The following is an 18,951-nucleotide window of genomic DNA, read 5'->3' on the forward strand; positions in this document are numbered from 1 at the left end:
CCGTGTACTTCAACAGGGATCCGCTGATCGTTCGGCTGGGTAAGCTCGCCGACTCCGGGCAAACCGGTGTATTGCGCGTGTCGGGTGCTCTGGGCGGGGCCTTCTACCTCAGCGAGGGCGACGTCGTCTACGCGGAGTCGAAGCGCACCCCCGAACCGTCCAAGTGGTTGGTGCAGCCGCAGGGGCATCCGGGCGAGGCCGACACGGCACGCTCGCAGGCGACCCGGGGCGGCCCGGCCGCTGCCGTCGATGCGGAGACGGCCGGCTCGCTCGAGTGGAGCTTCGCGGTCAGGGAGGCCACCGTCGACGCCGCGCTGGAACTGCTGTCAGGCGGCTCCCGGAATTCACCGCGTCACCGGTTCCGGGAACTCGAAACCCCCGCGGTCGGCAGATTGAACGGCATGCCCTTCCCGATGCTGCTTGCCGAGGTGACCCGGCGGCAGGAGATCGTGAAGCAACTGTCCGGATCCGTTACGGCCGACACGACGGTCGTGCGGAATCCGCACATCGCGGCCCCCGGCCTGCAGGTGTCCGCGCTTCAGTGGGCCCTGCTCATCCGGACGGGCGAACGCTCCACGCCGCGCGACCTCGCGTGGGAGCTTGAGCACAGCGTTTTCAGCACGACCGTCGAAGTTTTCCGGCTGATCACCCTGCGGCTACTGTCGGTGGACGGCACCTCGGCTTCGCCGATGCCCCGGGCAGCGGACACGCTGTCCGACCCGCGGCGCGACACCATGTCTTTTCTCCGGGCAGTGGCCCAATGAACGGGGGAGCGATGAATCGAGAGATCCGCGATGGTGGATCCGGATCCGCCGGGGGGACCGGATGACCGCGCCGGGCATCGAAGGGCTGACCCCCGACAAGCGGGTCCGCGCGGAACTCCGCGAGCTCAGAACGCAGATGGCCGGCGTGCACGGCAGCATGGTGGCCGCGAGCGACGGGTTCCTGATCAGCTGCGACATTCCCGAGGCGGAGCCGACCAGGATCGCCGCACTCATCGCGGCGACTCTCGGCCTGGCCCGTCAGGCCACCCAGGCGACGGGCCGCGGGCGGTTCCGCGAGGCGGTGGCCCGCGGTAGCGACGGTTACCTGGCGGTGTTCGCGGTGGGCGAGGACGCCGTCTTGGCGGTCATCGGAACCAACGACCTCAACATCGGGATGCTGCACTATCAGACCCGCGACCTGATCACACGGCTGATGAATCACTTGGCCCAGTTCGACTGGGGCTGGCAGGGCGGTACGCGGCCAGACGCTTCTCTCTAGTCCGGCAAGGGAACCCTGCTGCCGGTGACCCGCGACCTGTACGCGGCGAGTGCCGACTCCAGTTGTTCGATCGCGGGCCCTTAACCCGCTTTCCGTCCGACGGCGCCGACGAGTTTGATCTTGACTTGCGGGATGTCCTGCTCGGAGTGCCATTTGGCCAGGCGACGTCGCGGGTACTCAAAAGATCACTTTCCGTGTGGCTGTAGGTGCTTCTTCCGATGGTCGAAATCCTGTTGACGCCGGGGGCCGTAGGCCGGGGAGACTCAAAGGGCGCGGCCACCGGGAAGCATCGCGTTCCGGTTGTTCCGAGAAGCGCGGAGGGAAGTGACGTACATGGACGAGCGGCGGATGGTGCGCGTGTCGAAGTATTTGGCCAAGCACCTGCGCCACGAGCCTGAGCGGATCGGCATCACCCTGGACGACGGCGGCTGGGTCGAGGTGGACGTCCTCCTGAAGGCCGCCGCCCGGCACGGCTTCCCTATCGCCCCGGAGGAGTTGGCGCACGTCGTCGCCGCCAACGACAAAAAGCGGTACGTGCTACAGGACGGGCGGATCCGGGCCAGTCAGGGGCATTCCGTTCCGGTGGATCTTGGCCTTCCGGTGACCGAGCCCCCCGCGACGCTGTACCACGGGACCGTGGGCCGCTATCTGGCCGCCATCCGGGAACAGGGCCTGCGGCCGATGAACCGGCATCACGTCCACCTGTCCGCGGACCGGGAGACCGCCGAGCGGGTGGGCGGCCGCCGTGGTGTTCCGGTGGTGCTGGTCGTCGACGCGGGCGCGATGCACGCCGCCGGGCACGAGTTCCGGCTCAGCGCCAACGGCGTATGGCTCGCCGATCGGGTCGATCCGGCTTTCCTGCGATTCCCCGGCTGATCCGGGATGGACGGCGGGCGTTGCTTCCCCGCCACCACATGTTCGAGAGCTGCAGCCGTCGCTCTGGATCCCCAGAACCGAGCACCCGCCCGAGCGTGGGCACAACTGCCGTAACCCCCGTCGTCTCATCTGCTGTGTGGGAGCCGCACATGGTCGGGATCAGATCGCGGTTCGGCGAGGGCGAGACCATCGTGCGCCGGGACGTCTTCCGGGAACGGGTCTGGACCGCCTCGCCTCACCGGGTGCTCGCGGACGACGGCGATCGGATCGCTCTCGGGTACTGGCCGGGGATCGTGAGTCTCGCGCCCCGTACGTGGATCGCCTCCCTGGAGACCGGGGATCCCGCCCTGAGGGGTCGGATGCCCGCCGATCTTGCCTCCGGCCGGTGGCGGCTCGGCCGGTGGACCTGGCGCGACACGCTCTGGACGAGCAGCCAGCAGGCAGGGGAGTACTTCGGCGTGGGGCGCTTCTTCGACGCCGAGCAGCGCCTGCTGCGCTGGTACGTGAACTTCCAGCGCCCATACCGGCGTACCGAGTGGGGGATCGACACCTTCGACCTGCTGCTGGACCTCGTCGCGGAGCCGGACCTGTCCGGTTACCGGTGGAAGGACGAGGACGAATATCGCCAGGGCCGCCGCCTGGGCATCGTCGGCGACGCGGAACACCGCGCGATTCAGGAGGCCCGCGACCAGGTGATCGCGTTGATCGAGGAGCGACGGGGGCCGTTCGCGGAGACCTGGCGGATCGATCCCCGGTGGCCGCTGCCGACGCTGCCGTCCGACCTGCCCGAGGCGTAGCTGACCGCCGAGCCGATCAGTCGCCGGCTTCGGAAGCGCGGAGCCGCGCCGGGAGCGTTGGCCCGGCGCGGCTCAGGGGGTGTTCAGGAGATCAGTAGAGGTGGTTCTCCGGAACCGGCAGGTCGATCTGCCGGGGGCCGTGCCACGTGCCCGTGTCCTTCGGGACGTCCCCGTCGGTCAGGGAGTGGCCGACGCCGAGCACGAGCGGGACCCGCACCCTGCTCTTGTGCAGGTCGACGGTGACCTTCGCGCCGGTGGCGGTCTCGCTGCTGTAGGTGGAGTCGGTCCCGGCGATCACCAGGCCCAGCCGGTGTCCCTTCTTGAAGGTGTAGTCCTGCGGCAACGTCTTCCACTTGACCTGCGCGTACGTCCCGGGAGTCAAGGGGGAGGGGTCGGTAAGCGAGTCGCGGTTCTGCGCGTCGATCCAGCCGCGGGCGACGATCTCCAGCGGTCGGGTGGCCACGTTGGTGACGACCTCGCGGTAGCAGGCGTCGTCCGCCGCCGTGCTCTCGCCGTGGCAGCTCTCCCGGGTGAGCGTGGTGATGCCCTGCCCGCGCCGCCAGTCGATCCTGGTGTCCTCGCCGAAGTCGACGAGGAGCGCGGTCAGGTTCGTGGTGGGCTTGTCGAGCGCGACGCGCAGGTCCACGACCGGCGTGCCGGACAGGCGCAGGTCCCGGGGCAGCTCGCCGGTGGTGAAGGCCGCCCGTCCGGGCTTGGCGGTGCCGATGTCGGCCACCATCGCGTCCTCGGACTGGCGGACGTCGGTGAAGGTCGCGGTCTCGCCGTTCTTGCCCGGGGAGAGCCCGAGCGAGCCGTTCGCCGCCGGGCGGAGGAACGTGGTCGACGCGGCCGGCGCCGGCCAGTCGCGCTGCGTGATCCAGGAGGTGGGGCCGACCTGCACGTCGGCGCGGGGCTCGTCCATGATGCCGTTCCGCACGCCGAGCAGCCAGTGGTCGAACCAGCGGTGCAGCGTGTCCACCCACAGGTCGCGGCGTCCCTCGAAGTCGAAGGGGTCCACGTGCTGGTACTGGCCGACCCAGACCTTGCGCGGCACGTTCCGGTCGGCGAGCGCCTCCCACCAGGTGGAGAAGTGGTCGGGCTTGACGTTCAGGTCGTTCACCGTGTGTACGGCGAAGACGCTGGCCCGGACCTGGGAGACGTCGCCGACGGTGCCGTTGACGTAGTCGCGCTCGGCCCAGAAGGCGTTGTAGTCGCCGGTCCTGTCGTCGGCGTCGGCGTCCAGCCGCGTCCGTACGGCGGCGCACTTGGCGGCGGGGTCGGTGTCGACGGCCCTCGCCAGGTAGGACATGTAGTTGTAGTTGTAGATCACGCCGTTGGAGCGCTGGTACCGGTACCAGGAGCTGATCGCGGAGATCGGGACGATGGTCTCCAGGCCCGGCACGCCGGTCGCCGCGACCGCGTTGGCGAGCGTGCCGTCGTACGACTTGCCGATCATCGCGGCCTTGCCGGTGCTCCAGTCGGCGAACGCCGGCGTGCCGTCGGCGTGGTAGGCGGGGGCGCGGCCGTTCAGCCAGTCGATGACGGCCTTCCCGCCCAGCACGTCGCCCCGCCCGCCGACGTCGGGGCAGCCGTCGGACTTGGTGGTGCCGATCATGTCGACGTCGAGCACCGCGTAGCCGCGCGGCACGAAGTAGTTGTCGTAGAACAGCGGAAACTTGGCGAGGTTCCCGTTCGCGTCGTAGACCTTGCGCTCGGACTCGTTGCCGCGGCCGGAGTTGTCGTAGTAGGGGCTTTCGTCGATGATCGTCGGCACCTTGAGGCCGGGGCCGGACTCCTTGGGGCGGATGATGTCGACCCGGACCCGGTCCAGCCGCCCGTCGCCGTCGCTGTCGATCTCCGATTCGACGTAGACGTGCTCGCGGATGGCGTCGGCGTACGAGAAGACCGGCTGGGTGCGGTCCTGCTCGACGGTGATGGCGGGACCGTCGGCCGCGTGGGCGGGGGTGGCGCCCATGATGACCAGGGTGGTGACGATGAGGGCTGCTCGTAGTTGTGGCACGGAGAGCCTCCAGAGGCTGGGGGGACTCTGGCAAATCTCCGTTGATGTCGATATAGCCGACAAGGTCCCTTTATGGGTTTGATGCCGCCTTGGTCCTGCTATGTGACATAACGAGTCAGGCGGACGGAGGCGAGGGAAGCCGGTCGATCTCCTCGGCGGCCCACTCGGCCCACTCCTGCTGCATGGCGCTGAAGCGCAGCCCCCACTCCATCGCGATCCGCCCGTAGACCGACAGCGCGTCCTGTTCGTCCGCGATGAATTCCCGGATCTTGGCCAGCCCCTCGTGCTGGGTGACGGCCGCCGCGGCTCGGTCGCGCAGGTACTGCCGTGCCTGCTCGGGCTCGACGGTGTTCAGGAAGAACACGCGGAGCAGCATGTCGCTGCGCCGGGACCGGTTCGGCTCCACCTCGGTGATCCAGTGCCGCAGCTCGGCCAGCCCCTCGTCGGTGATGGCATACTCCTTGCGGCCGCGCGGCCCCTCGGCCACGACCTTGACCAGGCCGGTGTCGGCGAGCCGGCCCAGCTCGGAGTAGAGCTGGCTCTGCGTCGCCGGCCAGACGTTGGACAGCGAGATCTCGAACAGTTTCAACAGGTCGTAGCCGCTGGCGGGACCACGGGCCAGCAGCCCGAGCATGGCGTGGCGAAGGCTCATGGAGGCAAGCCTACATTCCACAGTTGACATGTCGACCCAGGAGGTTCTACTTTCGACATGTCACTCATGGAATGTCGTCCTCAAGGAGTCCCCCGTGCTCGGTTACGTCCGCAGCTTCCTGCCCTGGATCGCCTTCGCCGTGCTCAGCACGAACGGCGAGGCCAGGTACGGCGCGGCCGCCGCCTTCGCGCTGTCGGCCCTGCTGCTCATGATGGACCGCCGCAAGGGCCGCGCCTGGGACGCGCTGGTGCTCGAGATCGGCTCGGTGGTGTTCTTCGCCGGGCTCACCCTCGCCGCATTCCTGATCACCCCCGCGCCCTTCGGCGAGTACGGCCCGGCCGTCGCGGTCGGCTGGCTCGCGCTCACCGCGTGGACGACCCTCGCCATCCGCCGGCCGTTCACGCTGGGGATCGCCCGCGAGGGGGTGCCCGCCGAGGTGCACAGCACCCCGATGTTCTACCGGGTCAACGTCGTCATCACCGCCGCCTGGGCGATCGCCTTCACCTGCAACACCGCCGGGCTGGCCCTGCTGATCGCCTTCGCCCCGCACGCCACCGCCGCGATCATCGCGGTGAAGGTCTGCGGCTTCGCGATCCCCGCCGTCTTCACCGTGCGCTACGCCGCGCTCGCCCGGGCCCGCGCCCGCGCCGCGCAGGCCGCCTGAACCACCCCCAGATCGGAGCATCGTGACCGCCACGTACCTTCAGGGAGACCTCGCCCCGGTCCCTGACGAGATCGACGCCGTCGACCTGCCCGTCACCGGCACGCTCCCGCCCGCGCTGACCGGCCGCTACCTGCGCAACGGTCCCAACCCGCTGCCCGGCCAGGACCCCGGCCACTGGTTCGCGGGCGAGGGGATGATCCACGGCGTCCGGCTGCGGGACGGCCGGGCCGAGTGGTACCGCAACCGCTGGGTCCGCAGCCGGCACATGGACGGGGTCCCGTTCGTCGGCCCGGACGGCGTCGACCTGACCGCGCTCCCGGTCAACACGCACGTCATCAGGCACGCGGGCCGGACCCTCGCCCTGGTCGAGCAGGGCCTGCCGTACGAGATCGGCGGGGAGCTGCAGACGCTCGGCCCGTGCGACTTCGGCGGCCGGCTCACCACGGCGATGACCGCCCACCCCAAGGAGGACCCGCGCACCGGCGAGCTGCACTTCTTCGGGTACGGCTTCGCCCCGCCGTACCTCACCTACCACCGGCTGGACGCGGCGGGCGAGCTGGTGGAGAGCCGGGTGGTCGAGGTGCCGGGCTCGACGATGATGCACGACTTCGCCGTCACCGAGCACTACGTGGTCTGGCTCGACCTGCCGGTGGTGTTCGACCTGGGCCTGCTCGGGGACGGCATGCCGTACCGGTGGGACGACGGCTACGGCGCCCGGCTCGGCGTGATGCCGCGCGACGGTGACGGGCCGGTGCGCTGGTTCGAGATCGACCCCTGCTACGTCTTCCACGTCGGGAACGCGCGTGAGGACGCCGCGGGCCGCGTGGTCCTCGACGCCGTCCGCCACGCGCCGGATCGGTTCACCCGGCTCTGGCGGCGCATCGGCGGCGCCACCGACCCCGCCGCCCACGCCCCGGGCGGTGCGCTGCACCGCTGGACGCTCGACCCGGCCACCGGCGCCGTCACCGAGGAGCGGATCGACGACCGGACCGTGGAGTTCCCGACGATCGACGACCGGCGCACCGGCCTGCCCAACCGCCACGTGTACGCGGTGGCCGGGGAGGAGATCGTGAAGTACGACGTCGTGACCGGAGCGAGCCGCACCCACCGGGTCGGCGCCTCCCCCGGCGAGGCGGTGTTCGTGCCCGCCGACCCAGAGGCGGGCGGGGACGACGACCACGGCTGGCTCCTCACGATCGTGGGATCGCGGGCGGAGCTGCTGGTCCTCGACGCGGCCGACCTGTCCCCGGTGGCGTCCGTACGGCTGCCGCGCCGGGTCCCGGCCGGGTTCCACGGCTCCTGGATGCCGGACGAGTGACCCCCGGACGGGCGTGTCACAGCACGGCGGCGAGGCGGTGGGGGAGCGCTGTGTTGCGCCGGTGGCCGAGCCGCTGCACCGCCAGCTCCAACGCTTCGCGCTGCCCGACGAGGACGACCCACGAGCGGGCCCGCGTGACCAGCGTGTAGAGGAGCCGGCGGCGCAGCATGATGCCGCCCGACTCGGCCACGAGAGGGGCGACGACGAAGGGGTACTCGCTGCCCTGGGCCCGGTGGACGCTCACCGCGTAGGCGTGGGCGAGGTCGTCGAGCTCGTCGAAGTCGTACGAGACGAGGTCGCCGTCGTCGATCAGGACCTCCACCGTGCGATCTTCCAGATGGACGGCGGTCACGGTGCCGGTCTCGCCGTTGAAGACACCCTTGTCGTAGTCGTTGCGTATCGGCATCACCCGGTCGCCGACGCGGAAGACCGAGGCGCCCGACCAGTGCTCGGCCGCGCCGGGGGACGGCGGGTTGCGGCGCTCCTGGAGCCGGCGGCCCAGCTCGACCGTGCCGGTGGCCCCCTTGCGCATCGGGCAGAGCACCTGCACCTGGCCGGGATCGACCCCCTGCTTGCGGGGGATCGCCTCGGTCGCCAGGTGGACCACCCGGTCCGCGACCGCCTCCGGGTCGTCCAGCTCCTCGAACCAGAAGCCGCCGCCACCCGGGACGTACGGCAGCGCGCCCGACTGGATGCGGTGCGCCGCCTCGACGATGCCGCTGCCGTCCGCCTGCCGGTAGACACGGGTGAGGCTCACCCGGGGGATCTCCTCGACGCGCAGCAGATCGGCGAGCACGCTGCCGGGGCCGATGCTCGGAAGCTGGTCCTGGTCGCCCACGAGCAGCAGATGGCTGCCCGAGGGGACGGCCGAACAGAGCCGGGTGGCCAGGTTCAGGTCCAGCATGGACGCCTCGTCGATCACGATCAGGTCGGCGGCGGCCGGGGTCTCGTCGAAGAGCGTGTCCGGATCCGGCTGGTGCGCGAGCAGGCGGTGGATCGTCATCGCGGGCAGCCCGGCCAGCTCCGAGAGCCGCTTGGCCGCCTTCCCCGTGGGCGCGGCGAGCGTGACCGCGCCGCCCATCGCGCGCACGGTCGCCGCGATCGCCCGGACCGTGCGGCTCTTGCCGGAGCCCGGGCCGCCGGTCAGCACCGAGACGGTGCTGGTCAACGCCATCGTGACCGCCGCCCGCTGGTCGTCGTCGAGCGCCGGGTCCTCGTCGTAGCGCCGCATCGGCAGCGTCGAGGGGGCGCGCCAGAGCCGGCCCAGCTCGGCGGCGAGCCGGGTCTCGCGGGCGTGCAGCCCCTTGGCATACACCACGGGACCGTCCTCGATCACGACCTGCAGCTCGCTCGCCAGGGCGTCCACCATCGCGCGGACGAGGTCCTCGTCCTGCTCCACCAGCTCGACCGTGTGGGTCAGGAGCGCTCGCATGGTCAGGTAGCAGTGCCCGTCGCGGGCCGCCGCCGTCTCCAGCCGGTCGAGGATCGCCGCCTTGATCCGCTGCGGGCTGCTCTCCGGAACCCCGGACGCCAGCGCGATCCGGTCCGCGGTGGCGAAGGCGATGCCGCGCACCTGCCCGACCAGCCGGTACGGGTCGGAGCGCAGCACCTCGGCCGCGTCCGCGCCGAACACCTGGTAGATCTTGGTCGCGAGCAGCGGGCTGACGCCGAACCCCTGGAGGGTCACCATCAGCGCGGCGATCGCCTTCTGTTCCCGCCACGCGGCCACGATCTGGGCCTGCCGTACCGGGCCGATGTTGACGACCTCGCGGAGCCGCGCGGGCCGGGCGTCGATGACCTCCAGGCTGGACTCGCCGAAGTGCTCGACGATCGCCTGCGCGAGGCGCGGCCCGATGCCCCTGATCAGGCCGGAGCCCAGGTAGAGCCGGATCGCCCGCACCGTGGACGGCACGATCCGCTCGCATCCGGTCGTCGCGAACCGGCGGCCGAACCGCGGGTGGTCGTCCCACTCGCCGGTCAGCCGAAGCGTCTCGCCCGGCTGCGCCCCGGCCAGCGCCCGTCCCGAGGCGACGAACGAGGGCTCGCCGTCGGCGCTCATCCGCGCGACCGTGTACTCGTCCTCGCGGACGAACACGAGCTGCTCTACCGACGCCTCCACACCGGCAATACAAACACGATCGCCGGCGCGAGGGTCATCCGGCGTCGGCCGATCGCCGCGCCCGCGCCGCCCGTACGCCCCGACGGGCGAACACGTACAGGTACAGCACCCAGCCGAGGGCGATGATCATCAGAGTGGCGAGCGGACCCAGCGAGCCGGGGGAGGCGGCGAGCTCGTCGAGCGCCCCGCGGCACGCGGCGACGGTGACGGGGATCGTGTACCCGGCGAAGAAGGCGAGCCCGAGGACGCGGCCCACGACGAGGAACCACGCGTACCGGCGGACGCCCCGCGACGCACCCGGCGCCGACCGGCGGCCGATCACCGCCCGGAGGTACGACTGGGCGTCCTCCATGAGATTCTTTTCTCCGGTCAGGTTCGCGTACGCGTAATACACGTCGGTGCGCATGAAGAAGAGGAACTGCCAGACGATCTGCGACAAGCAGATCAGCATCACCAGACGGATGACTCCGCTGTCCACGAAAAGCAGCGTGCAGGCTCCGGCGGAGAAGAGGAACAGGTCTGTTCGCATTCCCGCGAGATGCACCCGATAACGCGCGCTTCGTGGCGTCTGCCAAATTCCGGTTACCTTGGTCTGGACCACCAGGAACTGCATCCTGGTTCCCAGGGAAAGCTCGGCGCGAACGCCGAGAGAACGTGCCGCGAAAATGTGGCTCAGCTCGTGAACGAAGACCAGGAGCCAGGAGCCGGCCGCGAAGGCGACGGTGAACGCGAGGCTGTCGGCCCACACCAGCCCGGCGTATGTGGGCAGGATCTCCGGACGCGTCACGATGGCGGCCACCGCGCAGCAGAACACGACCAGCACCACGGCGTCGGCCGCCCGGGAGAACAGCGGCCGCACCAGTCCCGGCCGGATCCGGTCCCAGACGTTGGGCGGCCGCCGCGGTGGGGTGAGCAGGCCGAGACGCTCCAGGTCCTGGACGAAATCGGCGACGTCCACATCGATGTCGTGACTCTCCCGCACACGGGCGCGGACGTCGTCGGCGGTCCTGGTCCCGTCCATCAGCTCGATCACCGCGGCGGCGACGGCGGGTACGTTGACGAATGTCTCCCCGTTGCCGATCACGTAGTCGTCAGGGCCATCGGCGACGACGCTGAGGAAGGACAGGTCCGCGGATGTCATCCGCAGACCCCGCAGGCGCTCATGCGGACGAAGTCGCGGCTGGTCGTGGCCAATGTCAACAGGTCGAGGTACACCGTCCTGCCCTTGATCGCGCACGGTCCGGTCCCCGTGGCGTAGCGGATGATCTCAGCGGCGAGCAGGCCGGCCACGGCCGAGCAGAGCGGGCCGAAGGACGGGGTCACCCGCCCGGCGTTCTCTGCCGTCGGCAGCTCCGCCCGGCCGTACCGCTCGGCGAGCTGTCGCTCCTGGCAGGCCAGGCAGGCGGTCTCGCCCGGCACCACGAGCGGCCCGATCAGCCCGACGTGCTGGTTGAAGCCGCCGGTGACGAACGGCACGCCGGCCTCGACGCAGGCGCGGTTCACCCACCTGCGGATGTGCGGCTGCGGCGTGTCCACGGTGTTCACCACGAAATCAGCGCCCGCGACGGCCTCGGCGACGTCCTCCGCACTGGTCAGACGTTGTTCCAGCGTCCGGATCTGCGCCCCAGGCTGGTACCGGCGCAGCGCTCGGGCCGCGGCGGCCACCTTGGGCGCGCCCACGTCCTCGGCCGTATACAGGTGCTGGCGATGCAGGTTGGACCACTCGACACGGTCGTCGTCGACGAGTCGCAGGGTCCGGACCCCGGCGGTGACCAGTTGGGTGGCGCAGCTTCCACCGATCGCGCCCACGCCGAGCACGGTGACGTCGAGTCCGGACAGATCGCGTAGGCCCGCCTCGACCCGCTCGACGGGGTGGAACATGGACAGGAACAGGGCCTGGCGGGAGAGGCGCTCGTCCCGGGTCAGCCGTGCCACGTCGTCCTCGCCGACCAGAACGCGGGCGGCGAGCAGCGTGTCGACGGCAGCGTCGATCTCACCTGACGAGATGTCGTCGATCAGTTCGTGCAGCTCTTTCCTGCTGCGCGGCGTGTTCGCGCACAGGCGCAGCAGGTGACGCAGGGGGGCTTCGGCGGGTTCGAGGATCTGCCCGGTCGGAGGAAAGTCTCCGAGCCTGGCCCGTCCTTGGAAATCGTCGAGAAAAAGAGGGAAAGCCGGATTCACTTGAACCCGAGACATCGGCTGGGCTCCCGGAAGAAGACGGTGTGGGGCCACCGCGTCGGCGGCCCCACGGGACGGTCAGCAGCTGTTGCTGTTCCCTGTGGTCTCGACCTCTTCGACCTTCTTGATCTCGATCTTCATGGGAAACCCCTTCCGCCGATTTCTCCGGTCGGGCGAGAGTTTAGGGGGAGGGGCACTGAAAAAGCCAGACCCAAATACCCGAGGTAATCGCAATAACTCATTTTGTAACGTCAAGTCATAATGGTTTGACAAAATCGATGACCCGCTTCCAGGTGAGCGCCGCGGCGTCGGGGTCGTATTCCGGGAGGTCCGGGTCGGTGAACAGGTGCGTCTCGCCGGGATAGACGTGCGCCTCGAAGTGGGCGCCGGCGGCGGTGACCGCGCGGTTCAGCTCGGCGATCTCGGCGGCGTCGATCCATGGGTCGCGCTCCATGTAGTGGACCTGGACCGGAACGGTCGACGGCCAGGGTCCGGAGGTGACCTCGTCCGCGGTCACACCGCCATGCAGCAGGACCGCGCCGCGTGCCGCGGGATGGGTGGCGGCCAGGAGCTGGGCGGCGTACGCGCCGAGGGAGAACCCGGCGAAGACCGCCGGTTCCCGGAGGCCCGCGCCGATCTCCCGCACCCGGCGCTCGATCTCGGCGAAGCCCAGCGCGTCACGCTTGCGCAGGCCGCCCGCGATGTCGTCGAAGATCTCTCCGCCGTAGTAGTCAGGCGTGCGTACGGTGTGGCCCGCCGACCGGAGGATGTCGGCGGCGGCGGAGACACCGGGTCGGAGGCCCTGAGCGGAGTGGAACAGGACGATCTCAGTCATGCGGTTTGTCTACCACCGGGCGAGATCTCTGACCAGCGGCGCTTTCGCAGGTGAAGGCTCGAGTCAATCCGGCGTTCCCAAGGTGCCTGGTGCGGCTGTCCCCACACGTTCACCGGGAGCGAGGGAGCGGAGCGGAAGGGAGCGAGGACCGCAGGTTCCTTCCGGCGAAGCGACCGGCCCCACCGGGTGTCCGGTGGGGTCGGGCTCAGCTCTCGGCGACGTGTCCGGCGGTGACGTGGAGGCGGCGCGTGGTGTGGACCGCCTCCAGCATCCGCCGGTCGTGGGTGACCAGCAGGAGCGTTCCCTGGTACGCGGCGAGCGCCGACTCCAGCTGTTCGATCGCGGGCAGGTCGAGGTGGTTGGTCGGCTCGTCGAGGACGAGCAGGTTGACCCCGCGCGCCTGGAGGAGGGCGAGCGCCGCCCGGGTCCGCTCGCCCGGCGACAGGGTGGCCGCGGAGCGCAGCACGTGGTCGGCGCGCAGGCCGAACTTCGCGAGCAGGGTGCGGACCTCGGCCGGCGGTAGTTCGACGAGCGCGCCGAACGCGTCGAGCAGCGGCTCGTCCCCCTCGAACAGGGCGCGGGCCTGGTCGACCTCGCCGACGACCACGCCGGGGCCGAGCGCCGCCCCGCCCTCGGCGAGGGGCAGCCGCCCGAGCAGCGCGCCGAGCAGGGTGGTCTTGCCCGAGCCGTTCGCGCCGGTGATCGCGACCCGCTCCGCCCAGTCGATCTGCAGATCCACCGGCCCGAGAGTGAAGCCGCCGCGCCGCACGACCGCTCCGCGCAGCGTCGTCACCACCGTGCCGGAGCGGGGAGCGGCGGCGATCTCCATGCGGAGCTCCCACTCCTTGCGCGGCTCGTCGACGACCTCCAGCCGCTCGATCATCCGCTCGGTCTGCCGGGCCTTGGCGGCCTGCTTCTCGGTGGCCTCGGAGCGGAACTTCCGGCCGATCTTGTCGTTGTCGGGGGCCTTGCGGCGGGCGTTCTTGACGCCCTTCTCCATCCACGCGCGCTGGGTCCGGGCGCGGGACTCCAGCGTCGCCCTGGTCTCGGCGTACTCGTCGTACTGCTCCCGCGCGTGCCTGCGGGCGACCTCGCGCTCCTCCAGGTAGGCGTCGTAGCCGCCGCCGTACGCGCGGACCTGCTGCTGGGCGAGGTCGAGCTCGACGACCCGGTCGACCGTACGGGCGAGGAACTCGCGGTCGTGGCTGACCACGACGACGCCCGCGCGCAACCCGGTCACGAAGCGTTCGAGCCGGTCGAGGCCGTCGAGATCGAGGTCGTTGGTCGGCTCGTCGAGCAGGAACAGGTCGTAGCGGCTGAGTAGCAGCGACGCCAGGCCCGCCCGCGCCGCCTGGCCGCCGGACAGGGAGGTCATCTCCTGCTCAAGGTCGACCGTGAGCCCGAGTTCGGCGGCCACCTCGGCGGCCCGCTCCTCCAGGTCGGCGCCGCCGAGGGCGAGCCAGCGTTCCAGCGCCTCCGCGTACGCGTCGCCGGGGTCGCCGTCGGCCAGCGCCTCGGTGGCGGTGTCGAGGGCCCGCTGCGCGGCGGCCACGCCGGTCCGCCGGGCGAGGAACGCGGCCACCGTCTCGCCCGGCCGCCGTTCGGGCTCCTGCGGCAGATGGCCGACGTTGGCGGTGGGCGGGCTGAGCCGCACCGAGCCGTGCTCGGGGCTGTCGAGCCCGGCCAGCAGGCGCAGCAGCGTGGACTTGCCCGCGCCGTTCACCCCGACCAGCCCGACGACGTCCCCGGGGGCGACGACCAGGTCGAGATCGCTGAACAGCACGCGGTCGCCGTGCCCGGCGGTGAGGTCTTTTCCGACAAGAGTGGCGCTCATGAGGACTCCAAGGTTATCGACGTCCCGCCGCCGCCGAGCACGTCGCGGGCCTGCATCAGGGCGAAACCGAGCAGGTTTTGCCCGCGCCATGTGGAAGCGCCGGCCGCCCGCTCGTCGTCCGCGGCCAGCCCGATGCCCCAGATCCGGTCGTACGGGCTGGCCTCGACGAGCACCCGGTTCCGGGTGCCCAGCAGGAACGCCGTCAGGTCCGGGCCGGCGCCGAACTTGGCGATGTTGCCGCGCACGACGATCTCGAAACGCCGGGCCGTCCACAGCTCGTCGTCGAACCCGCGGACGGCGCGGCCCAGGGCCTTGGCCGCGTTCGGGTGAGCCACGGCCAGGATCCGCTCGGCCGTCTCCTCGTCCCCGAACAGCCACGCCTTGTGCGCCATCATGTAGTGCTCGGCCGTACGGAAGAGCTGTCCGTCGGCGGTGAACGGAGCCTCCCACCACTGGCTGAGGCAGCTCGGCCCGATCGCGCCGTCCCTCCGGGGGCGGTGGCCCCAGAAGAAGAGGTAGCGCGGCGGCCGGCCGGCCCGCTCGGCCGCGATCGCCTCCTCGACGGATCGCGGCGGCGCGGCGTCGTCGGAGAGGGCGACCTCCAGCAGCGGCAGGACCCGCCCCGGGATGGACCCGGACGGGGTGGCGCCGATCCGTACCGCCCCCATGGCCAGGTAGAACGGCTCCGCGTTCGGGTCGGCGTCGATCGTCAGGCGGGTGAAGCCCAGCTCGCGCGCCCTGGACACGATGTGCTCGTACAGGGAACGGCCGACGCCGCCGCCGATCGCGTCCGGGGCCACGAAGAGCATGCCGAGCGCCCCCTCGGGTGGCTCGCCCTCCAGGGTGCCGAAGCCGAGGACGCGCCCGTCCCGCTCCGCCACCGTGGCGCGTACGGTCTCGACCCGGGACGGCGCGAGGGTGAGCTCGTCGGCGCACGCCGCCATGAACGCCTCGTCGTAGCCCCAGTACGCCTTCGAGCGGATCGCCAGCTCACTCAGGATCTCGGCCTCGTCCGCCCGGGCCGCTCTGATCCGCATCTGCGTTTCCTCTCACCCGACGGCTCCGCCGATCCTTCCCGGCCGGGGCCGCGGAGGTCAAAGCGATTTCGTCAACCTGGGGCTCCCAATATGCCGAGATTTGTCGGAGGTGATCATTAGGGTTCGGGTCATGGCTGAAGCGGTGCGGATGACCATGACGGGGCGGCGGCCGGAGCGGGCCCCATGACCCCCTGGCAGGAGGTCGCGGCGCGGATCGTCGCCGGAGACACCGCGGGCACCCTCCAGCTCGTGACCGCCCTCGACGCGGGCGGCAGGAGAGCGGTGGCGGCGGAGCTGCCGCGCCACCTGGCCGAGCTGAGGCGGACCACGGACGGCTGGTGGGAGTGGCGCGCGCAGATCCCGGCCCTGCGGGGGGCCGGAACCGCCTGCCTGCCGGGGCCCGGCGCCGTGACGAACTGGCTCTACCGGCGCGACTTCGGCTGGCGGGACGACCACGTCGCCGACGCGGGGCGCATCCTCGGCGTGCTGCGGCGGCGGCCCGAGCCGTGGCGCGCGGACCTGGCCCGCCGGATGGTCGAGCGGCTGCGGGCGTCCCATCTGGACGTGGAGATCCCGCACTGGCGGATCGCCGCGAGCCTGGTCCGTGAGACCGGCATCGAGCCGCCCCCGAACGACGCCTTCGTGGTCGGCTGGCTCCGCTCCCTCGGCGCGGCCGGTCAGGCGGCGCGACGGCCCGACCTGGAGCGCCTTGCCCGGGATCCGCTGTTCGTTCGGCTCCTGCCGCGCGTCTTCGACCTTGCCGGGCTGGGCTCGGCCCTCTCCGGAGCCCAGGTGGACGTCATCGCCCGGATGGTTCACGAAGGCCTGCTCGACCGGGCCGAGATCCTCGACCGGGTGGCCCGGCGGCTGCTCGCCGACGGCGCCGCGGCCGTACCGGCGCTGACCGAGCTGCACGATCGGATCGCCGCCGATGTGCGGGGCGCCGGCTTGGGCGCGGACGGTCAGCTGGGGACGGCTTCGCGCATGAGGGCGACGTAGCCCTCCTCGAGTGACGGCTGCACGGGGACCGCGGCCGGATCCGGCTTGGTGGGGCTGACCACGCGGTAGTGGGTGCCGCCCGGACGGCCGACCGCCGACACCACGACCCCGGTGGACGGGGGCGGCCCCTGGGTGACGACCTCCCACGTCGCGCCTTGGGCCCGGTCGATGATGCCGGTCACCGGGCCGGTGAAAACCACCCGTCCCGAGGCCATGACGGCGGCCTCCTGGCAGGTCTGCGCGACGTCCTCCACGATGTGGGTGCTCAGCAGTACGGTCCGATGGCCCGCGATCTGGGCGAGGAGCGTGCGGAACCGGATGCGCTCCTCGGGGTCGAGCCCGGCCGTCGGCTCGTCCACGACGATCAGGGCGGGGTCGCCGAGCAGAGCCTGGGCGATGCCGACCCGCCGCCGCATGCCTCCCGAGAAGCCCTTGAGCCGGCGCCGGGCGACGTCGGCCAGCCCCACCATGTCGAGCAGCTCGCCGATCTGGCGCCGCCGGGCCGCGTCGTCGTCCAGGCCCTTGAGCAGACCGACGTAGTCCAGGAACTCGTGCGTCGTCAGGTCGGGATAGAGGCCGAGGTCCTGCGGCAGATATCCCAGCCGCCGCTGTACGGCCAGCCGTCCCGCCCGCGTGGTGATGTCGTGGCCGCCCACCAGCACCCGCCCGCTGGTCGGGGGCAGCACCCCGGCCAGGACGCGCATGAGGGTGGTCTTGCCGGCGCCGTTCGTGCCCAGCAGGCCGAACATGCCTCCGGGGACGGCGAGATCGACGCCGCGCAGCGCCTCGACCCGCCCGAACCGCCTGCGCAGCCCGCTGATCATGATGTCCATGGTCTTCCTTGGTCTCCGTTTCAGGACGAGGTACGGCGGGCGAGCAGCGGGCTCGCGAACACGAGGGGCGGCGTCGCGAGCACGGCCAGCAGGACGACGCTGAGAAGCGCCGCGCCGCCGCCGGGTTCGGGCCGCAGGAAGGAGAGCCAGCCGGGGGTGCCCGCGTACAGAGCGCGCTCACCGATGAGCCAGCTCGCCGGGTAGTCGCCGATCGGCGTCAGCAGGGTGCCCGTCAGCGAAGGCAGGTAGTTCGGGCCGAGCAGGTTCCCCCAGAACCAGTAGCCCGCGAACAGCACCCGGAACAGCGGCGCCGAGAGCACCAGCGGGCCGACGAGCGCGAACGCGGCCACGAACGCCAGGCCCGGCAGCAGCACCACGGCGAACGCGGCGACCGCCGAGGGGAACAGGGCGGGGTCGCCCCGGTGGACGAACTCGCCCGCCGCCGTGACGAGCAGCGCCAGCAGGGCGGGGACCGCGGTCGCGGCCACGGATCCGGCGTACTTCCCGGCGACCAGCGCGCCCGGGCGGGTCGGCAGGCTGGCGAGCAGCGACGCGGCGCCCAGCCGGTGGTCGCGGACGAGCCGGTCGGCCAGCACCATGCCGAACCCGATCGGCAGCAGCATCGAGAACAGCAGCGCCCACGAGCCCATCACCCGGGCGGCGTCCGCGTCGGCCGGCAGGTAGCGCGGGCCCCGGTCGCCCTGGGCGACGGCGATGAGGACGGCCAGGCCGGCCGTGCTCAGCCACAGGGACCGTTTGCGGATCTGCATCCGGAACTCGTAGCGGCAGACGGCGAAGAAACGCCTCATAGCTCTTCCTCCGTCAGGAGGCGCTCCGGCCGGCGCAGCAGCAGGAGCGCGATCGTGATGAACAGGACGCCGCAGGCGGCGAGCACCGCGCGGTTCGTTCCCCAGCCGTCGGCGACGCCCTCCCGGCTGGTCAGGAACAGGAAGAACGGACGCGACCACGTGCCGGCGATCAGCGCCGAGGCGAAGAGCTGCTGGCACAGCCACACCACGGCGACCGTCGTGGTGGCCAGCACGACGCTGCGCCCCAGGACGGCCACCAGCAGGGCCAGCCCGGTGAGCCCCAGCAGCGGCGACGCCCAGACCAGGGCCGACGCGAGGGGCGAGTCGGGGCCGGCCCACGAGCCGGTGAGCCGCAGCGCGACCGAGAAGAGCACCGACAGCGCGGCGCCGATCCCGGCCACCACACCCAGCCGGCGGCCCAGCGTCAAGGAGTAGCCCGTGGGCAGTGTGAGCTGCAGTTCGCGGCAGCGGTCCACGCTGACCACCGTGACCGCGGCCGTCGCCGCGGCCAGCGGGACGAGCGCCTCGACACCGGAGAGCAGCAGGCTGTGGACGGACGGCCGCGGCGTGCCGAAGGCCGCCCCCGCCGCCGCGAGGGCGAGGGTCACCAATAGGGAAGCGGGCGGTGCCAGGCAGGCGGGCCATCCCGCACGCCGGGCCTCGTACCGCCACAGGGACATCGGTTTCACACAGGTGGGTACCGGCCGGGCCGGACCG

Annotated in this window: 18 protein-coding genes; 7 read left to right on the forward strand and 11 right to left on the reverse strand. The window is 71.4% G+C overall.

Features of this window, described 5'->3' with window-relative positions; all coding sequences use genetic code 11:
* Window positions 1-2 precede the first annotated feature (2 nt).
* The 4 genes from ACQP1V_RS09905 (at window position 3) to ACQP1V_RS09920 (ending at window position 2,936) form a co-directional block, all read left to right on the forward strand.
* Window positions 3-764 carry a hypothetical protein gene (locus tag ACQP1V_RS09905; protein ID WP_433421200.1) on the forward strand — a complete coding sequence of 254 codons (762 nt, stop codon included), beginning with the start codon at window positions 3-5 and terminating at the stop codon, window positions 762-764.
* 61 nt (window positions 765-825) lie between these two features.
* Window positions 826-1,263 (forward strand): roadblock/LC7 domain-containing protein, encoded by a 438-nt coding sequence (locus ACQP1V_RS09910; RefSeq protein ID WP_433421203.1) that lies wholly within the window; start codon window positions 826-828, stop codon window positions 1,261-1,263.
* 333 nt (window positions 1,264-1,596) lie between these two features.
* A complete protein-coding gene (locus ACQP1V_RS09915) occupies window positions 1,597-2,139 on the forward strand; it encodes an RNA 2'-phosphotransferase (RefSeq protein WP_433425799.1) in 543 nt (180 codons plus the stop codon).
* A 149-nt stretch (window positions 2,140-2,288) separates the two neighbouring features.
* Window positions 2,289-2,936: a DUF402 domain-containing protein gene (locus tag ACQP1V_RS09920; RefSeq protein WP_433421206.1), complete on the forward strand. Its 648-nt coding sequence runs from the start codon at window positions 2,289-2,291 to the stop codon at window positions 2,934-2,936.
* Window positions 2,937-3,027: 91 nt separating this feature from the next.
* Here the strand turns inward: ACQP1V_RS09920 and ACQP1V_RS09925 are convergent, their stop codons facing one another.
* On the reverse strand, window positions 3,028-4,956 hold the full coding sequence (locus tag ACQP1V_RS09925) for a Xaa-Pro dipeptidyl-peptidase (protein WP_433421208.1): 1,929 nt from the start codon (window positions 4,954-4,956) through the stop codon (window positions 3,028-3,030).
* Between the two features lie 115 nt (window positions 4,957-5,071).
* Window positions 5,072-5,608 (reverse strand): PadR family transcriptional regulator, encoded by a 537-nt coding sequence (locus ACQP1V_RS09930; protein ID WP_433421211.1) that lies wholly within the window; start codon window positions 5,606-5,608, stop codon window positions 5,072-5,074.
* A 94-nt stretch (window positions 5,609-5,702) separates the two neighbouring features.
* On the opposite strand from ACQP1V_RS09930, the gene ACQP1V_RS09935 reads away from it, so the two are divergent.
* Together ACQP1V_RS09935 and ACQP1V_RS09940 are read left to right on the forward strand one after the other, a co-directional pair.
* Window positions 5,703-6,272, forward strand: a complete 570-nt coding sequence (locus ACQP1V_RS09935) for a hypothetical protein (protein ID WP_067135808.1) — start codon at window positions 5,703-5,705, stop codon at window positions 6,270-6,272.
* 22 nt (window positions 6,273-6,294) lie between these two features.
* A complete protein-coding gene (locus ACQP1V_RS09940) occupies window positions 6,295-7,590 on the forward strand; it encodes a carotenoid oxygenase family protein (protein WP_433223613.1) in 1,296 nt (431 codons plus the stop codon).
* A 16-nt stretch (window positions 7,591-7,606) separates the two neighbouring features.
* On the opposite strand, the gene recD2 is transcribed toward ACQP1V_RS09940, so the two are convergent.
* From recD2 to ACQP1V_RS09970, 6 genes are all read right to left on the reverse strand, one after another.
* The gene (gene recD2, locus ACQP1V_RS09945) at window positions 7,607-9,709 is read right to left on the reverse strand and encodes an SF1B family DNA helicase RecD2 (RefSeq protein WP_433421214.1); all 2,103 of its coding nucleotides are present in this window, start codon (window positions 9,707-9,709) and stop codon (window positions 7,607-7,609) included.
* A 34-nt stretch (window positions 9,710-9,743) separates the two neighbouring features.
* Window positions 9,744-10,850, reverse strand: a complete 1,107-nt coding sequence (locus ACQP1V_RS09950; protein ID WP_387413047.1) for a PqqD family peptide modification chaperone — start codon at window positions 10,848-10,850, stop codon at window positions 9,744-9,746.
* Window positions 10,847-11,905, reverse strand: coding sequence for a TOMM precursor leader peptide-binding protein (locus ACQP1V_RS09955; RefSeq protein WP_433421218.1), 1,059 nt, complete (start codon window positions 11,903-11,905; stop codon window positions 10,847-10,849). The genes ACQP1V_RS09950 and ACQP1V_RS09955 overlap by 4 nt, the downstream gene beginning before the upstream one ends.
* A gap of 238 nt (window positions 11,906-12,143) precedes the next feature.
* Complete coding sequence (locus ACQP1V_RS09960) at window positions 12,144-12,722, reverse strand: dienelactone hydrolase family protein (RefSeq protein ID WP_433421221.1); 579 nt, start codon at window positions 12,720-12,722, stop codon at window positions 12,144-12,146.
* Between the two features lie 205 nt (window positions 12,723-12,927).
* Window positions 12,928-14,556 carry an ABC-F family ATP-binding cassette domain-containing protein gene (locus tag ACQP1V_RS09965; protein ID WP_433421224.1) on the reverse strand — a complete coding sequence of 543 codons (1,629 nt, stop codon included), beginning with the start codon at window positions 14,554-14,556 and terminating at the stop codon, window positions 12,928-12,930.
* Window positions 14,553-15,593: a GNAT family N-acetyltransferase gene (locus ACQP1V_RS09970; protein ID WP_433421226.1), complete on the reverse strand. Its 1,041-nt coding sequence runs from the start codon at window positions 15,591-15,593 to the stop codon at window positions 14,553-14,555. Before ACQP1V_RS09970 ends, ACQP1V_RS09965 begins: the two co-directional genes overlap by 4 nt.
* Window positions 15,594-15,776: 183 nt before the next feature.
* On the opposite strand from ACQP1V_RS09970, the gene ACQP1V_RS09975 reads away from it, so the two are divergent.
* Window positions 15,777-16,592, forward strand: coding sequence for a hypothetical protein (locus ACQP1V_RS09975; RefSeq protein WP_433421228.1), 816 nt, complete (start codon window positions 15,777-15,779; stop codon window positions 16,590-16,592).
* Here the strand turns inward: ACQP1V_RS09975 and ACQP1V_RS09980 are convergent.
* The 3 genes from ACQP1V_RS09980 to ACQP1V_RS09990 are packed head-to-tail and all read right to left on the reverse strand — an operon-like array spanning window position 16,556 to window position 18,914.
* Complete coding sequence (locus ACQP1V_RS09980) at window positions 16,556-17,425, reverse strand: ATP-binding cassette domain-containing protein (RefSeq protein WP_067135828.1); 870 nt, start codon at window positions 17,423-17,425, stop codon at window positions 16,556-16,558. The two genes, ACQP1V_RS09975 and ACQP1V_RS09980, sit on opposite strands and share 37 nt — an antisense overlap.
* Window positions 17,426-17,445: 20 nt before the next feature.
* Window positions 17,446-18,234: an ABC transporter permease gene (locus ACQP1V_RS09985; RefSeq protein ID WP_067135830.1), complete on the reverse strand. Its 789-nt coding sequence runs from the start codon at window positions 18,232-18,234 to the stop codon at window positions 17,446-17,448.
* Window positions 18,231-18,914 (reverse strand): hypothetical protein, encoded by a 684-nt coding sequence (locus tag ACQP1V_RS09990; RefSeq protein WP_433421231.1) that lies wholly within the window; start codon window positions 18,912-18,914, stop codon window positions 18,231-18,233. Before ACQP1V_RS09990 ends, ACQP1V_RS09985 begins: the two co-directional genes overlap by 4 nt.
* Window positions 18,915-18,951: the final 37 nt, after the last annotated feature.

This window comes from Microtetraspora malaysiensis, from assembly GCF_050947145.1.
Lineage (GTDB): Bacteria > Actinomycetota > Actinomycetes > Streptosporangiales > Streptosporangiaceae > Microtetraspora_A > Microtetraspora_A malaysiensis.

Coding starts and splice junctions, on each gene's coding strand:
- ACQP1V_RS09910 (WP_433421203.1), top strand. CDS start 826: ATGACCGCGCCGGGCATCGAAGGGCTGACCCCCGACAAGCGGGTCCGC.
- ACQP1V_RS09915 (WP_433425799.1), top strand. CDS start 1,597: ATGGACGAGCGGCGGATGGTGCGCGTGTCGAAGTATTTGGCCAAGCAC.
- ACQP1V_RS09920 (WP_433421206.1), top strand. CDS start 2,289: ATGGTCGGGATCAGATCGCGGTTCGGCGAGGGCGAGACCATCGTGCGC.
- ACQP1V_RS09930 (WP_433421211.1), bottom strand. CDS start 5,608: ATGAGCCTTCGCCACGCCATGCTCGGGCTGCTGGCCCGTGGTCCCGCC.
- ACQP1V_RS09950 (WP_387413047.1), bottom strand. CDS start 10,850: ATGACATCCGCGGACCTGTCCTTCCTCAGCGTCGTCGCCGATGGCCCT.
- ACQP1V_RS09955 (WP_433421218.1), bottom strand. CDS start 11,905: ATGTCTCGGGTTCAAGTGAATCCGGCTTTCCCTCTTTTTCTCGACGAT.
- ACQP1V_RS09960 (WP_433421221.1), bottom strand. CDS start 12,722: ATGACTGAGATCGTCCTGTTCCACTCCGCTCAGGGCCTCCGACCCGGT.
- ACQP1V_RS09965 (WP_433421224.1), bottom strand. CDS start 14,556: ATGAGCGCCACTCTTGTCGGAAAAGACCTCACCGCCGGGCACGGCGAC.
- ACQP1V_RS09970 (WP_433421226.1), bottom strand. CDS start 15,593: ATGCGGATCAGAGCGGCCCGGGCGGACGAGGCCGAGATCCTGAGTGAG.
- ACQP1V_RS09975 (WP_433421228.1), top strand. CDS start 15,777: ATGACCCCCTGGCAGGAGGTCGCGGCGCGGATCGTCGCCGGAGACACC.
- ACQP1V_RS09980 (WP_067135828.1), bottom strand. CDS start 17,425: ATGGACATCATGATCAGCGGGCTGCGCAGGCGGTTCGGGCGGGTCGAG.
- ACQP1V_RS09985 (WP_067135830.1), bottom strand. CDS start 18,234: ATGAGGCGTTTCTTCGCCGTCTGCCGCTACGAGTTCCGGATGCAGATC.
- ACQP1V_RS09990 (WP_433421231.1), bottom strand. CDS start 18,914: ATGTCCCTGTGGCGGTACGAGGCCCGGCGTGCGGGATGGCCCGCCTGC.